Source organism: Nocardiopsis yanglingensis (genome assembly GCF_045809185.1).
Lineage (GTDB): Bacteria > Pseudomonadota > Gammaproteobacteria > Xanthomonadales > Xanthomonadaceae > Stenotrophomonas > Stenotrophomonas yanglingensis.
Genome location: NZ_JBJNRH010000012.1, coordinates 1 through 13,903, shown reverse-complemented (window position 1 = coordinate 13,903; position 13,903 = coordinate 1). Strand labels below are relative to the sequence as shown.

General features: G+C 65.2%; 14 protein-coding genes. 6 read left to right on the top strand and 8 right to left on the bottom strand.

The window, feature by feature from the left end; all coding sequences use genetic code 11:
- Positions 1-54 precede the first annotated feature (54 nt).
- The 6 genes from ACJ7C5_RS15500 to ACJ7C5_RS15475 form a co-directional block, all read right to left on the bottom strand.
- Entirely contained in the window at positions 55-1,812 is a 1,758-nt protein-coding gene (locus ACJ7C5_RS15500) for an ABC transporter ATP-binding protein (RefSeq protein ID WP_412704391.1), read from the bottom strand.
- 51 nt (positions 1,813-1,863) lie between these two features.
- A complete protein-coding gene (locus ACJ7C5_RS15495; protein ID WP_049447475.1) occupies positions 1,864-2,133 on the bottom strand; it encodes a hypothetical protein in 270 nt (89 codons plus the stop codon).
- A 318-nt stretch (positions 2,134-2,451) separates the two neighbouring features.
- Positions 2,452-3,468: a TraB/GumN family protein gene (locus ACJ7C5_RS15490; RefSeq protein ID WP_412704390.1), complete on the bottom strand. Its 1,017-nt coding sequence runs from the start codon at positions 3,466-3,468 to the stop codon at positions 2,452-2,454.
- On the bottom strand, positions 3,462-4,475 hold the full coding sequence (locus ACJ7C5_RS15485) for a hypothetical protein (protein ID WP_412704389.1): 1,014 nt from the start codon (positions 4,473-4,475) through the stop codon (positions 3,462-3,464). Before ACJ7C5_RS15485 ends, ACJ7C5_RS15490 begins: the two co-directional genes overlap by 7 nt.
- Entirely contained in the window at positions 4,469-5,143 is a 675-nt protein-coding gene (locus ACJ7C5_RS15480; protein WP_412704388.1) for a hypothetical protein, read from the bottom strand. The genes ACJ7C5_RS15485 and ACJ7C5_RS15480 overlap by 7 nt, the downstream gene beginning before the upstream one ends.
- 58 nt (positions 5,144-5,201) lie before the next feature.
- On the bottom strand, positions 5,202-5,387 hold the full coding sequence (locus ACJ7C5_RS15475; protein ID WP_141097650.1) for a hypothetical protein: 186 nt from the start codon (positions 5,385-5,387) through the stop codon (positions 5,202-5,204).
- Positions 5,388-5,732: 345 nt separating this feature from the next.
- Here ACJ7C5_RS15475 and ACJ7C5_RS15470 point away from each other — a divergent pair, with 345 nt between their 5' ends.
- On the top strand, positions 5,733-7,367 hold the full coding sequence (locus ACJ7C5_RS15470) for an NAD+ synthase (RefSeq protein ID WP_350259519.1): 1,635 nt from the start codon (positions 5,733-5,735) through the stop codon (positions 7,365-7,367).
- A gap of 114 nt (positions 7,368-7,481) precedes the next feature.
- Here ACJ7C5_RS15470 and ACJ7C5_RS15465 read toward each other — a convergent pair whose 3' ends face one another.
- Both ACJ7C5_RS15465 and ACJ7C5_RS15460 read right to left on the bottom strand, forming a co-directional pair.
- The gene (locus tag ACJ7C5_RS15465) at positions 7,482-8,684 is read right to left on the bottom strand and encodes a lipase family protein (RefSeq protein ID WP_412704387.1); all 1,203 of its coding nucleotides are present in this window, start codon (positions 8,682-8,684) and stop codon (positions 7,482-7,484) included.
- Between the two features lie 190 nt (positions 8,685-8,874).
- Entirely contained in the window at positions 8,875-9,744 is an 870-nt protein-coding gene (locus ACJ7C5_RS15460) for an outer membrane protein assembly factor BamD (RefSeq protein WP_412704386.1), read from the bottom strand.
- Positions 9,745-9,875: 131 nt separating this feature from the next.
- On the opposite strand from ACJ7C5_RS15460, the gene rluD reads away from it, so the two are divergent.
- From rluD to ACJ7C5_RS15435, 5 genes are all read left to right on the top strand, one after another.
- Entirely contained in the window at positions 9,876-10,865 is a 990-nt protein-coding gene (gene rluD / locus ACJ7C5_RS15455; protein ID WP_088026914.1) for a 23S rRNA pseudouridine(1911/1915/1917) synthase RluD, read from the top strand.
- Complete coding sequence (gene pgeF / locus ACJ7C5_RS15450; RefSeq protein WP_412704385.1) at positions 10,865-11,635, top strand: peptidoglycan editing factor PgeF; 771 nt, start codon at positions 10,865-10,867, stop codon at positions 11,633-11,635. Before rluD ends, pgeF begins: the two co-directional genes overlap by 1 nt.
- A gap of 20 nt (positions 11,636-11,655) precedes the next feature.
- Positions 11,656-12,162, top strand: coding sequence for a DUF4166 domain-containing protein (locus ACJ7C5_RS15445; protein WP_412704384.1), 507 nt, complete (start codon positions 11,656-11,658; stop codon positions 12,160-12,162).
- Positions 12,137-12,574, top strand: a complete 438-nt coding sequence (locus tag ACJ7C5_RS15440) for a thiol-disulfide oxidoreductase DCC family protein (RefSeq protein WP_412704383.1) — start codon at positions 12,137-12,139, stop codon at positions 12,572-12,574. Before ACJ7C5_RS15445 ends, ACJ7C5_RS15440 begins: the two co-directional genes overlap by 26 nt.
- A gap of 342 nt (positions 12,575-12,916) precedes the next feature.
- Positions 12,917-13,879, top strand: coding sequence for an IS110 family transposase (locus ACJ7C5_RS15435; RefSeq protein ID WP_088026673.1), 963 nt, complete (start codon positions 12,917-12,919; stop codon positions 13,877-13,879).
- The last annotated feature ends 24 nt before the right edge of the window (positions 13,880-13,903 follow it).

Genomic DNA, 13,903 nt, shown 5'->3' with positions numbered 1-13,903 from the left:
AGGCCGCCTCCGGGCGGCCTTTCCTGTTCTGCGGGTGGCCCGCTACGGAAGCCATTATTCGACCATGGCCTGCATCTGCGGCCTGATCAGGTCGCGGTATCGAGCGCTGCGGTTCAGCAGTTCTTCGTGCGACCCGGTGGCGGCGACAGCACCTTCATCGATGAGTACGATTCGATCGGCGGCAAGAATGGTCTGCAACCGGTGTGCGACGATGAGCGTGGTCGGCCCCGTGCCCGTTCCGAAAACATGGTCATGTACCGCCTGTTCGGTGTGCGAATCGAGCGCCGATGTCGGCTCGTCGAGCAGCAGGATATCGGCCCGCTTCAACAGTGCGCGCGCAATGGCTACCCGTTGCTGCTGGCCGCCTGACAATCGGGCCCCGCGTTCGCCCAAGGGCTCATCGTAGCCAGCGGGCAATTCATGGATGAAGGCATCTGCGCCTGCAGACACTGCTGCGTTCCTGACATCCTCGTCGGTAGCGTCGAGCTTGCCGTATCGGATGTTCTCAAGCACGGATCGGCCGAAAATCGCAGGCGCCTGCGAGATCGTGCCGATAGCGTTGCGGACGCTTGCAGGCTGGAACGTGGAGATATCGTGGCCGTCGATGAAGATGGCGCCCGCCCGCACGGGATGCAGGCGCAGAAGCAGCGACAGCAGCGTACTCTTGCCTGCGCCGGATGCGCCCACGATGGCGACCTTTTCCCCCTTCGCAATGTCCAGGTTCAAGCATCGCAGGACGGGTCTGTCGGGCGCAGCGGCATACCAGAAATCGACATTCTCGAATCGGATGCTTCCCTGCAGAGCCTGCACCAGCCTGGTTTCCTGCGCCTCATGGTGTGGCAGGTCACCAAATGCGGTGATGCGATCAGTCGCTCCGGCGGAGCGCTGCAGCGCGCCCCAGGTGTCCAGAAGCGCGGCGGCGGCCATGCCGCACATCACGGCATACATGGCGAACTGTCCCAGCTGGCCCGCCGAGAGCGTCCGCTCCATGACCTTGTGGGTGCCTGTCCATAACACAGCGGTGATGCCCAGCAGCATCACGATCAATGACAATGCCGTCAGTACAGACTGCCAGGTCGTGCGCCGACGAGCTCCGCTGACGCTGGCATCGAGCGTCGCCGCATGGCGCTCTGTCTCGAAGGGTTCGCGGGCGAAATCTTTCACCGCCCTGATATGGCCCAGCGCTTCCGCCGCAACGACGCGCGATTGCGCAAGCAGATCATTGTAGTCGCGCGCACTGGCCCGCAGGTGCTTGGAGCCCACCGCGATGGGAACCGATGCAAACGGGATGGCGGCGATCGTCAGCAGCGCCAGGCCAGGGTCGGTAATGAACAACATGGCGACCGCACCAGCCAGCATGATTCCGCTGCGTATTGCCACAGAGAAGCTGACTCCGATGGCTATCCGCAGGTGCTCGATATCCGAGGTCAATCGTGAAAGCAGTTCCGTTGATGGCTGCTGCTGATGGAATTCCAGCGGCTGGACGAGCAATCGTGAGAACAGCTGCCCCCGCAGGTCATTGGTTACTTCGTCAGCGAGGCGATTGATGAAGTAGACCCGCATTGCCGTGGCCACGCCAATCGCCACTGAGATCAAGGCAAGTGTCAGGAAGATGTTGTCGATCTTCTCCAGGCTGTTCAGGTCCAGGCCGCGGTTGCCCCGTGCGGCGATGGGAATGGCGAGGGCGAACGTGGTTGCAACCACGATGCTGGTCAATGCACCCGCCAGGAGTGGCAGGTGGTTGCGCGAAAGACTCGCCAGCAGCCGGAGGGTGCGTGCCACCGGCATGGCCTTCTCGAGGGCTTTATTCACACCCTTCGCTCCTGTCAGTTCCAGTTATTGGAGAAAGCGCCATGACGATGGCTAGTTCATGCACTTGCGCTGCTCCATCGTCCTGATGATGGCCTCGGCACTGCCGGGGTTTGATGCAAGCGCCTGCCGCAGTTCTGCGCACGCCATCCTCCGCCCCATGCGTGCATACCTTCCCATCCATGAGTTGTCTTCGACGCTCACCTGCAATGTGGGCTCGCGCGCCGGAAAGGCGGCCTGGGTCGGTCTTGTCAGGGAGGGGCGCTTGAACGAGATGTCATCGGGACGAATGGCAAGGTCGAGCGGTGCGGGGGCAACAGCCATCGCAGGTCCAGGTGCTTCATCGACAACGTCCAGCGTGGGCCTGCGGGGCGCCGCAGATGCAACAGGCAGCGCCGGGCCAGCAGTCCTGCCTGGCCCTCCCAATGCCCGGGGCATGGCAGCGGGAACAGGCGCTCGCGCGCGAGGGCGCTCGATGAACACGAGCGATACCCTCGTTTCATCATCCCCGACGTTCCCAGGTGCGTTACCGGCGACCTGGCACAGCAGGATCAGCAAGGCCAGCTGCGCTGCCGATGCCAGGAAAAGCGCCGATAGTCGTTCCACTCGAGGCGACATCGGTCGGTCACTGCGGGAGCGCGTTCAAGGTGACTCGACCTCGTATCCGCGCTGGCGCAGCGCATCGATGTATCCGTCGTTGCCGGACAGGTCGGCGATGGGAAGCACCGCGAGCGTCGTCGTGTTGGTCTGCAGTGCCTTGTCTGCGGCCGCAAGCCATTTCTCCCTTACGACCGTGCGGATGTCGGGCATGCCAAAAGCACGCGCTGCGGGCGCGTTGCTGAGCGAGTCCGTGCAAAGTTCATCCCGTTTCGAGGTCAGGGATACGTCGATCCGGGCGGTCTCGCCCGTAGACCATGCATTTGCGTTGGTTACCAGGCGATCCATGCCGGATTCGACAAGATCCATGGTTGCCACCAGGCAGGCGCTGTCGTCGATCGACGTTGACCTGACTGCCTTGAGCATCTGCGCGGCGTTCTGGCGCGAGAGCTTGAGCGTATATCGAGGTGTGTGCAGTCCGATGCCGCGCGCCTTCACTTCGGCGACGATGACGGGAGCGACCACCCCCTTGCTGCTCAGGCTACGCTGGGCCATCACCGCCGACATCAGCTCGTCCGCCGCGGCAAGCGGGCGCTTGCCTTCGAGGTTGCTGCGGCCAGCCAGGTACGTGTCGCGCAGATTCTGCCAGCGCGCGTATACATCCGGTGCCAGGATGTCTTTGAGTTGCGCATTGTCAGGATTGTTCTGTGCCTTCATATAGCTGTAGCCAAGCGACAGCTTGCCGAGCCAGCCGGTGTCGACGTCTACGGTGAAGGATGGCTCCCACAGCACGGTCTGAGCCTCGGCAATCACCTCTCGCACCGCCGCCGAATCCCATGTGATCGAGGATGGCACGGGCTTGAGCGTGCCCAGGATCCAGAGAGTGTGCTCGCCACGCGAGACTCTCCAGAGTCCGGGACCCGGCGCAACCCCGGACACCACGACGGTATCAAGGGTGCGCAATGGGGGCTCGGTGGCATCTGCTGCGGCGGCACAGTTGATGCCCGCCGCGAAAAGCGCCAATGCAATGAGGAGCACAAGACGTGATTTCTGTTTCAGCATGTGGGTGCAGTTGCGTCTCTTCTCAGGTCAATTACTGCGGTAGGGGCGAGCATGTCGGGGTCGCGGGCCAGCAGCCCGGCCACGCGCGCCACATCGGACCTCGGCACCTCAAGATGAGGGCCGTTCTGGGCGATGTGTTGCCGTACGTTCTGCCAGTAGATCAGCTGGTGCTGCATGTGGTGTTCATAGAAGGCGAAGAGCCCGCGCATGACGCGGTAGTCGTCTGCAAGCAGCCTGCGTTCGGACTGGCCCTGTGCTGCAGGTGCCGGCTCAGCGCACGGCGGTGCGAAAACGCTCCTGAAGCCCAGGCCCGACGCGACGGGGGTGGAGATCATCGGGACGATCAGCGCATCGGTTCTGCGGGACAATGCGGCGGTGCCGAGCATGATGCTCATCGAGCGCTTGCAGAAGCTGATGGGGTACGTGGCGTTCTCGTCCTTGAAAACGTCCGGCAGGATGAAGACGGCTGCGCCTGCCCTCAGTTCACGGATGGCTGTTGCCAGGCCTTTGCGGGTGTCATGGACGAAACCAACACCGTTGTCCTCGTTCCAGAACCAGCCGTTGAGCCTGTCGAAGATTTCGTTGCCCGGATGGGTTTCCGGGTTTCCATAGAACAGGAAGGTTTTCCGCTCGTGCCGTAAACGCTCCGCCAGCATGATGATCGACAGAATGTAGTGGGCATGGTGCGGCACTGCGATCAGAAGCCCGCGTGGCGTACGTACCAGTTCATCGAATGCGCTGTAGTCCGTTCGGTCGGCGCGACTGAGCAGGGACAGGAACTCGGTCCGGTTCCCACGCCGCAGAACGTTGGCAACGAACAGCTTCTGCAGGTACCAGTAGTAGTATTCGCCAAATCTCGTGTTTCCCGATTCGGCGCAGGCAACACGCAGGTAGTGCTCGTCGTCGTCGGTCAGAGGGGTCTTGATGATCGACTCGATCCAGGCAATCCGCCGATCAAGGCGGCGCAAGGGACGGGCAAGTTGAGTCAACAATTGCGGAATCAGCATGCAAGCCTTCCCTGTCGATCAACGACATCGCCTTCAAGCGTATCGATCGCTTCCATCAAGGCGTCGAGTTCGGCATCGATACTGTCGGGTTGGTACTGTGCCAGCAGTACGGATCGGAACATCCTGATCTTTCTGCGCGCGTTGTATGTCCTGATCGCCGGCCTGCGCAGTGACTGTTGTTCGCGCAGCAACCATTGATCCCCCAGGCTGCTGCACTGGTGAAGATGGTCGATGATCCCGTGCAGGATCGCGCTGCTGTCGGCCGAATGGGCCTCGATCGTGGAATAGCCCTGTATGCCCCAGAACGACAGTGCATAGCCGTAGCGCTGATTGAGGATCATTTCGAGCGGCGAGACGTAGATGTCCTCGCGCGAGGTCCGAATCAGCAGGGTTGCTTCGTGTGCTGAGACAAGCTGGTCCGAGAAAATGACGAGCGCTGGTCGCTGGCCGGACTGCGCCAGCCGAACCATGCCGCTTGCGCTCAACCCAGGGCTGTTCTCGTTACACACAACGCGTAGGCGCCCTGCATCTGCGAGCTGTCTGCTTCTGGTCAAGACTGCACGCGTGGATGGCAGGACCAGCGCAAGCGCGTTGGTGCCAGCGTGGTCACTGCCTGCATAGGCATGGAGGCTCCGCTCGAACTCCTCCGGTGCGTTGAATCCATCCATGGAATGTGCTCTCGATAATGAAGAGGGCGAAGGCAACCGCCTTCGCCCTCGATCTGCGTCAGTTGATGCCCGGGTCGATTTCCGGCACGCAGTCATTGCCGTTGCTGCCGCAACAGTCCGAGCAGAACAGTGCTACCGCACCATTCCTCACCACTTCAAATGCGGTGCCAATCGACGTTGCGTCTTCGGCCCTCTGCAGCATCCCAGCTTCAAAGCCTGCGACATCCAATGCCATAGAACTCATCCTGATTCTCCATTCCAATTGGATACAGCGATCAATAGCCGGACCGAATTGGCCGGCCAATCTGGACACAACGTCCAAATTCCTTTTTGAACCAGCTTGCGCGGTGATCTGAGCCGTCGAAGGTGATCACCATGAATTTTTCGTGAATGGGAGAGTGCTACTGATGAAGGCGAAAATCAATAGCCCCAGGACGGACATTCGAGGAGGCGATGGCAGTGCCTGGCCGGCAGGGAAACGTGGTCCAGGTCTGCGCGACTCGGGGCGGACCGATCGCATGCATCGGGCCTGACCGGTCCGTGTCCAAAGGCCTAGAATGGTGCAATTGCAACCACAGGCTGGATTCCCATGGCTTCGATCCGCATCGCGATGGCGCAGTTCGATTTCCCGGTCGGCGATGTCGCCGGCAACACCGAGCGCATCATCGAGATGATCGGCCAGGCGCGCGACGAGTATGGCGCCGAGCTGGTGATGTTCCCCGAGCTGGCGGTGAGCGGTTATCCGCCGGAGGACCTGCTGCTGCGTCCCGGCTTCCTGTACGAATGCGAGCAGGCGATGGGCCGTATCGCTGCTGCCTGCCGTGGCATCACCGCGGTGGTCGGCTGGCCGCAGGCGGCTGGCGCGGTGGTCTACAACGCCGCCAGCGTGCTGCGTGACGGCCTGGTCGAACAGACCTACCGCAAGCGCGAGCTGCCCAACTACGCGGTGTTCGATGAGCGCCGCTACTTCGATGTCGATCCGGATGGCGGCAGCTGCGTGTTCGAGGTCAACGGCATTCCGGTGGGCCTGCTGATCTGCGAGGACCTGTGGTTCGCCGAACCGCTGGCCGACACCATGCGCGCCGGTGCGCAGCTGGTGGTGGTGCCCAATGCTTCGCCGTACGAGCGTGGCAAGCACGCCCAGCGCGATGCCGTGCTGGCGGCGCGCACCCGCGAAAGCGGCGCGGCGATTGCCTACCTCAACGTGGTCGGTGGCCAGGACGCGCTGGTGTTCGACGGCGCCTCGGTGGTGGCCGATGGTGACGGCACGGTGCACCCGGCCGCCGCCGCCTTCGTCGACCAGTGGCTGGTGGTGGAGTACGAGGGTGAAACCCGCCGCTTCATGCCGCACGTGTGGATGGACGACGGCGACGAGAGCATGGACGCGCTGGCCTGGCGCGCGGTGACCCGTGGCATCCAGGACTACTGCCGCAAGAACGGCTTCAAGAAGGTGTGGCTGGGCCTGTCCGGCGGCATCGACTCGGCGATCGTGCTGGCCATGGCAGTGGATGCGATGGGCGCCGAGAACGTCACCGCGGTGCGCCTGCCCTCGCGCTACACCGCAGGCCTTTCCAACGACCTGGCCGCCGAACAGTGCCAGGCACTGGGCGTGAAGCTGGAGGCGGTCTCGATCGAACCGGCGTTCAAGGGCCTGATGGAATCGCTGGCGCCGATGTTCGAGGGCACGACCCCGGACGTGACCGAAGAGAACCTGCAGTCGCGCAGCCGTGGCGTGATCCTGATGGCGCTGGCCAACAAGTTCGGTGGCCTGCTGCTGACCACCGGCAACAAGAGCGAGTACGCGGTCGGCTACGCCACCATCTACGGCGACATGTGCGGTGGCTACGCGCCACTGAAGGACCTGTACAAGACGGAGGTGTTCGGTCTTTCCAAGTGGCGCAACACCGTGGGCGGCGCGCCGGTGATCCCGCCGGCCGTGATCAGCCGCCCGCCGTCGGCCGAGCTGCGCGAGAACCAGCTGGACCAGGATTCGCTGCCGGCCTATGACGTGCTGGACGGCATCCTGTACCGCTACATTGACCAGGAGCAGTCGCGCACGGAGATCGTGGCCGCCGGCTACGACGCGGCCGTGGTCGACCGCGTGCTGCGCCTGGTGCGCATCAGCGAGTGGAAGCGGCACCAGGCCGCGCCGGGGCCGAAAGTCTCGCGCCGCGCCTTCGGCCGCGAACGTCGTTACCCGATCAGCAACGGCTACAAGGGCTGAAGCAGCGGTTGGCGGGTAGTGCCGGCCGCTGGCCGGCAACCCGTTGGCCCCTCTCCGGTGGGTGCGGACCTTGGTCCGCACAATGGTCGAAGACCATCCACGCTTGGCGTGGATCTACCGGACTTCGTCAAGCAGCTGTTCGAAGCCGGCGGTTTCGGAAACATCGTCGAAGTGGCCGTCCCCCAGCCGTGCCCGCACGAACGCCAGACCCTCCGCAGCGGCCGCGTCCAGCGTGCCGCGATGGTCGACCGGGTAGCGCCGGAACGCGACCGGCTCGCCACGCAGGGCCAGGCCTGCGGCATACAGCAGGGTGGTCAGGTAGGGCACGTCGCGGTCCTCACTGCCATGGCCCAGCATCAGCGGCTGGCTGAAACCGCGGCGCGGTACGCCGAGATAGTCGTACAGCACCGCCCAGATGCCCGGCACGCTGGTCAGCGGTGCAGTGAACATGCTGCCGGTATCCGCGCCGTCCAGCGTGGCGGCCAGTTCGCCCAGGCACTGCTCGCGTGCCACTGCCACGCGGGCGCGGCCGGTGTCGCTGAGGACGCGGTCGATCTGCGGCGCGACCTGCAGCAGGCCATCAAGCAGGTACGCGTGATAGGCGTTGAGCGCGCCAGGATTGGCGGTGCGGTTGTCGGGCTTCATCACCAGCGCGGTCAGCTCGACTGCGGTAGGCGTGCCGGTGGTGAAGCTGCCACGGTAGTGCAGGGAAGGACCACCATAGGCGGGCGCCAGATGCCCGGCCGTGAGCGCAGCGGCACCACCCTGCGAATGACCAACCGAGACCCAGCGCGGCGACAGCGCTGATGCGCCCAGATACTGGCGGCTGGCCTTGACCAGATCGATGGCGTTGCGGGCCGCCGTGCGGACGTGCAGGTAGGCGTGGTTGCCGGGGCTGCCGAGCCCCTGGTAGTCGGCAGCGACCACGGCATAGCCCTGGGCCAGGAACTGGTCGAGGAAACGCCCGTCGCGCTCGGGCTGGTAGGGACCGGACACTGAAGGTGCACAGCGGTCCGCGATGCCCTGGGTGCCATGTGCCCAGGACACCACCGGCCAGCCGCCTGCAGGCGCCGCGCCTGCGGGCAGGTACAGCAGGCCGGTGCCTTCGGCCAGCTGGCCGCGATGATCCGGGGTGCGGTAGTGCAGCTTGTAGGCCTGCGCGGCCTTGGACGGTACCCATGACGCGCGATAGGGGGCAGCGGACAGCAGATCGCCCGGTGCAACCGGTGCGGCAGTGAGGGGGCCCGAGGACAGCGCCAGCAGGGCAGTGGCGAGGAGGCAGGCGAGGGGGCGGAAACGGCGGGGCGGTGGGGTCATGGAGCGCTCCTTGACGGCCGGGATGGCCGTTGCGCCGCAGTGTGGAGGGGCTCGTCCGCGCCGATTGGGACCAGCGTCGCAACCGCCGGGGATTCGTAGAATTCCTAGTGTCGTGGTCCATTGGCGCACGAACCATCCACGCATGGCGTGGATCCACCGACAAAGAAAAGGCCCCTTTCGGGGCCCTCTCTTATTTCTTTTCCAGTCGCGCGTTGCGCTGGCCGGTGCTGGCGGACTTCTCGCCGGCAAACGGGTTCAGCTTGCGGATCATCCACGGGTACTTCGGCCACTTGCCTTCCAGCCACGGGTGGTCCGGCTGGTTCAGCTGCAGGACGCGGCGGGCGTCGTCGGCCAGGGTCTTGTTGCCCAGGTGGGTGTAGGAATCGGCCAGCACCGCCACAGCGTCGTACTGGAAGGCGCTCTGCGGGTAGTTTTCCAGCAGGTAGTTGGCGCGGCCGGCGGCCGAGACCCAGGCGCCGCGGCGCATGTAGTACAGGGCGTTGTCCAGCTCGTGCTGGGCGAACACGTCACGCAGCTCCAGCATGCGCTGGCGCGCATCGGCGGCGTAGCGGCTGTTCGGGTAGCGGTCCACCACGATGTTGAAGTCCGAATACGCCTGGTGCGGCGTGGACAGGTCGCGGCGGCTGGCATCCAGAGACCATACGCGACGGAGGAAAACCGTACTGCGGTTGGAGTTGGCCAGGCCGCGCAGGTAGTACAGGTACGCGATGTTGCGATGGGTCGGGTAGGTACGAATGAAGCGGTCGATGCTGGACACCGCGTCATCGTGCTTGCCGGCCTTGTACTGCGCGTAGGCGGTTTCGATCATTGCCTGTTCGGTGTACGGGCCGTACGGATACTGGGCCACCAGGCGGCGGAAGCTGGATTCAGCCCCGCTCCAGTTGCCACCCTGCATCAGCTTGTGGCTCTTCTCGTACAACTGTTCGACCGGCGTCCCTTCGTCGGGGCGATCACCCTTCTTGGCACCACGGTGGCAGCCGGTGGCGGCGATGACCAGCACCAGCAGCAGGGCGGTGAGGCGGACGGGCGCGGAGAGCATGGCGGAGCGTCGGATCATGAGGTCGAGGCGGGACGCGGCTGGAATACGAAGGGTCGATGATAGCCTAGTGTCCTGTCCAGCGACTGAAACCGGCCGCCGGGACCCCAAAATTTCAAAGAATCCCCCCTGCCATGTCTGAACAACCCTCTGAATCGGCCCGCCAGGCCATCGTCCCCGACACCGCCGCCGGCCGTCGTTTCGACGCCGTGGTGGCCGAATTGTTCCCCGAATACTCGCGTTCGCGCCTGACCGAGTGGATCAAGGCGGGCGACGTCCTGCTGGACGGCGCCCAGGTGCGCCCGCGCGATGCGCTGCGCGGCGGCGAGGTCGTGACCCTCAACGTGGTGCTCGAGACCCAGACCGACGCCCAGCCGGAGGACATCCCGCTGGACGTGCTGTTCGAGGACGAGCACCTGCTGGTGATCAACAAGCCGGTGGGCCTGGTGGTGCACCCGGGTGCCGGCAACCATAGCGGCACCCTGGTCAACGCCCTGCTGTTCCGCGACCCGTCGGTGGCGGTGCTGCCGCGCGCTGGCATCGTGCACCGCCTGGACAAGGACACCAGCGGCGTGATGGTGGTGGCCAAGACCCTGGAAGCGCAGACCGCGCTGGTCGAACAGTTGGCCGCACGCGACGTGCATCGCCAGTACCTGGCCATCGTGATGGGCGCGCTGGTGGCGGGCGGTACCGCCGATGCCCCGATCGACCGCCACCCGCGCGACCGCCTGAAGATGGCGGTGCGCGAGGACGGCAAGGAAGCGATCACCCATTACCGCCTGCGCGAGCGCTTCCGTGCGCACACCGCGCTGGAGTGCCGCCTGGAAACCGGCCGTACCCACCAGATCCGCGTGCATATGGCGCACGTGCGCCATCCGATCATCGGCGACCCGCTGTACGGCGGTGCGTTGAAGCTGCCCAAGGGCGCCAGCGACGAGCTGGTGGCCGCGCTGCGTGGCTTCAAGCGCCAGGCACTGCATGCCGAGACGCTGGAGTTCACCCATCCGATCACCGGTGAGCCGGTGCGCAACACTGCGCCGGTGCCGGACGACATGCTGCACCTGATGAAAGTGCTGCGCGAAGACAGCGAAGCCTTCGCCGCGCGCGAGCGGGACCGCTGGTGATGACTGCCGCGCTGCCATTGCTGCAGGCGGACTGGCCGGCGCCTCCGGGCATCCATGCGCTGACCACGCGTCGGCACGGCGCGGGCATTTCGCCGGCACCGTTCGCGCAGTTCAACCTGGGCAACCGGCACGCGGCCGATGGTGATACCCCGGCCAATGTCGAGCACAACCGCCAGCTGCTGCAGCAGGGGCTGGCGCTGCCGTCGGCACCGCATTGGCTGCGTCAGGTACACAGCAGTACCGTGCTGCGCTTCAACGCACCCCCGGTGGAAGGAGCGAGCGAGCCGGTGGCCGATGCCGCGGTGACCTCGGTGCCCGGCGTGGTGCTGGCGATCCTGACCGCGGATTGTCTGCCGGTGGTGTTCGCCGCTGCCGACGGTAGCGAGGTGGGCGCCGCTCACGCCGGATGGCGCGGGCTGGCCGACGGCATGCTGGAGGCCACCGTGGCCGCCATGCACACCCCGCCCGCGCAGCTGCGGGCCTGGCTGGGCCCGGCCGCCGGGCCGGCCGACTACGAGATCGGCGAGGAGGTCTACCACGCCTTCGTCGGGCACGACCCGGCTGCCGAGGCGGCGTTTGTGGCGACACGCCCGGGGCACTGGAAGGTGGACCTGTTCGGGCTGGCACGGCAGCGCCTGCAGGCGGCGGGCATGGACCCGGCGCAGGTGTATGGCGGCACGGTGTCGACCATGGCTGATCCGGACCTGTATTCGCACCGGCGCGACCGCCGCACCGGGCGGATGGCGACCCTGGCCTGGATCGCGCCCTGACCCCGCCGCTGTTTGCGCGCGTGCTGGGGCCGGCCTTCGCCACCCTGGCCGCGCCGGTGCAGGCGTTGCACGCCGCACCACTGCCGTGCCGCTATGTGGGGCAGGCACGGATCGAGCGCGGGCGGCACTGGCTGGTGCCGCTGCTGGCCGCGTTGGCGCGGTTGCCGAAGGACGGAGACGCGCTGCCGACCGAAGTGGCGTTCAGTGCACACGGGCAGGGCGAGCAATGGGCGCGGCGGTTTGGCCGCTGGCCGATGGTGTCGCGGCTGTGGGCGCACGAGGGGCATCTGCGCGAGCAGTTGGGTGCGGTGCGCTTCGAGTTCGACCTGCAGGCCCGCGAGGGTGGCATCGACTGGTCGGTGCGGCGGGTCTGGGCGTTCGGGCTGCTGCCGCTGCCGAGGCGCTGGTTTGGTGGCGTGCGTTGCCGCGAAGCCTGGCAGGATGAGCGTTACACTTTCCTGGTCGATGTGACGCTGCCCTGGGCAGGAGCCCTGATCCGCTATGAAGGCTGGCTCGAACCGCAGTGAGGCCGCCGCCGAGGCGGGCAGCGCGGTGATCGTATTCGATGGCGTATGCGCGCTGTGCAACCGCTGGGTGCGTTTCCTGCTGCGCTTCGACCGCACGGGGCGCTACCGCTTCGCGGCGATGCAGGGCGCGCAGGGCAGCGCGATGTTACGCGCGCACGGGCTGGACCCGCAGGACCCGATGTCGTTCCTGCTGCTGGACGAGCAGGGTGCCTGGACCGATACCGATGCGATCCTGCGGGTGCTGGCGGGGCTGGGCGGCGCCTGGCGCCTCACTGGTGCATTGCGCATGCTGCCGCGCAGCTGGCGCGACGCGGCGTACCGCGCGCTGGCGCGCAACCGCTATCGCTGGTTCGGGCGGCATGACGCCTGTTACCTGCCCGCACCGGAGCAGGCCGCGCGGTTTTTGGATTGACCGCCTGTTGTAGAGCCGAGCCCATGCTCGGCTGGCATCACCCGTAGAGTCGAGCTTGCTCGACTGCCTCGCCGACAACAGTTGAGCAAGCTCGACTCTACAAAATGCAGCCGAGCATGGCTTGTATGTTCCTTCCGGCTCCTACGAGGTATGTAGGAGCCAGGGTGGAGGGACCGTCAACATGATATCTGCGGGTAGCAGCCGACAGACGAGCCGAGCGATCCCCATCCCGCACCTTAACGTCGATAAAGGATCTAGCGGCCTTTGAGGACCGCCGATGTAGGCAAGCCAACGTGGTGCGGTACCACCCCAGCCCTTCAACAATAGCTGGGAGTTGCGCAGATGTCAGATCGTCACGCTGTCGGTATCGATACCGATTCAAGGACCCTGGTGGTGGCGTGCCACGGCACCAAGGGCAGCATCCGAATCGCCAATTCAGCCTCGGCCATCAACAAATGGCTGTCCAGCCTGCCCGCGAAGTCCCGTATTGGCGTTGAGGCAACCAACCGCTACCACGAGCTTGTGGTTCACGCTGCCCAGAAGGCCGATCACGCCGTCTTCGTGCTCAATCCTCGCGATATCAAGCACTACGCCAAGGGCGTGGCCTGCCGCGGCAAGACCGACTCCGGCGATGCCCAGGTCATTGCGCGCTACATCGCCAAAGAGGCCGACAATCTGCACGAGCATGTCGCTCGCTCGCCCGAGCAGGAGCGGCTGCACGTGCTGCTCCAGCAACGTGACAGTCTGGTCCGGAGCAAGGCGAAGTTGAATCTCTCTCTGGGCGCGGGGGCATCGGAGTCCGCCCTCTTTGGGCGCATTTTCAGTAGCCTGAAAGAGGCCATTGCCATGCTGGACCAGCAGATTCAGCAGCTGTGTCGCAGCGGCCAACAGCGCGACCTGTACCGGCGGATCATGACCATCCCCGGGATCGGGCCGACGGTGGCTGCCTTCGTCACCCATCACATCACCCGCTGGCCGCTGGCCAACTCCGACGCTTGGATCGCCTGCACCGGTCTGGATCCGCGACCCAACGAGTCCGGTGCACGGATCGGCCGACGCCGATTGTCCAAACGAGGCAATGCCAGCCTGCGCCAGATCCTCTACATGGCCGCCATGGGCCTGACCCGATCCAAAGGCGGCAAGCCTCTCTACCTCGCCATCCGCGAGCGCGGACACAGCAGCACCGCCAGCTTCAACATCCTGGCCAGAAAGCTGGCCAAGATCGCCTGGGGCGTCTTCAAGAGCGGCAAGGATTTCGATCCCGCCATGCTGAAGGTGGGTCAAACCTGCTTCCAGCAGGCTTGACCGCGAACATAGGATCTCGGCTCT

Coding starts and splice junctions, on each gene's coding strand:
- ACJ7C5_RS15440 (WP_412704383.1), top strand. CDS start 12,137: ATGAAGGCTGGCTCGAACCGCAGTGAGGCCGCCGCCGAGGCGGGCAGC.
- pgeF (WP_412704385.1), top strand. CDS start 10,865: ATGACTGCCGCGCTGCCATTGCTGCAGGCGGACTGGCCGGCGCCTCCG.
- ACJ7C5_RS15435 (WP_088026673.1), top strand. CDS start 12,917: ATGTCAGATCGTCACGCTGTCGGTATCGATACCGATTCAAGGACCCTG.
- ACJ7C5_RS15470 (WP_350259519.1), top strand. CDS start 5,733: ATGGCTTCGATCCGCATCGCGATGGCGCAGTTCGATTTCCCGGTCGGC.
- rluD (WP_088026914.1), top strand. CDS start 9,876: ATGTCTGAACAACCCTCTGAATCGGCCCGCCAGGCCATCGTCCCCGAC.
- ACJ7C5_RS15460 (WP_412704386.1), bottom strand. CDS start 9,744: ATGCTCTCCGCGCCCGTCCGCCTCACCGCCCTGCTGCTGGTGCTGGTC.
- ACJ7C5_RS15495 (WP_049447475.1), bottom strand. CDS start 2,133: ATGGCTGTTGCCCCCGCACCGCTCGACCTTGCCATTCGTCCCGATGAC.
- ACJ7C5_RS15490 (WP_412704390.1), bottom strand. CDS start 3,468: ATGCTGAAACAGAAATCACGTCTTGTGCTCCTCATTGCATTGGCGCTT.
- ACJ7C5_RS15475 (WP_141097650.1), bottom strand. CDS start 5,387: ATGAGTTCTATGGCATTGGATGTCGCAGGCTTTGAAGCTGGGATGCTG.
- ACJ7C5_RS15465 (WP_412704387.1), bottom strand. CDS start 8,684: ATGACCCCACCGCCCCGCCGTTTCCGCCCCCTCGCCTGCCTCCTCGCC.
- ACJ7C5_RS15485 (WP_412704389.1), bottom strand. CDS start 4,475: ATGCTGATTCCGCAATTGTTGACTCAACTTGCCCGTCCCTTGCGCCGC.
- ACJ7C5_RS15480 (WP_412704388.1), bottom strand. CDS start 5,143: ATGGATGGATTCAACGCACCGGAGGAGTTCGAGCGGAGCCTCCATGCC.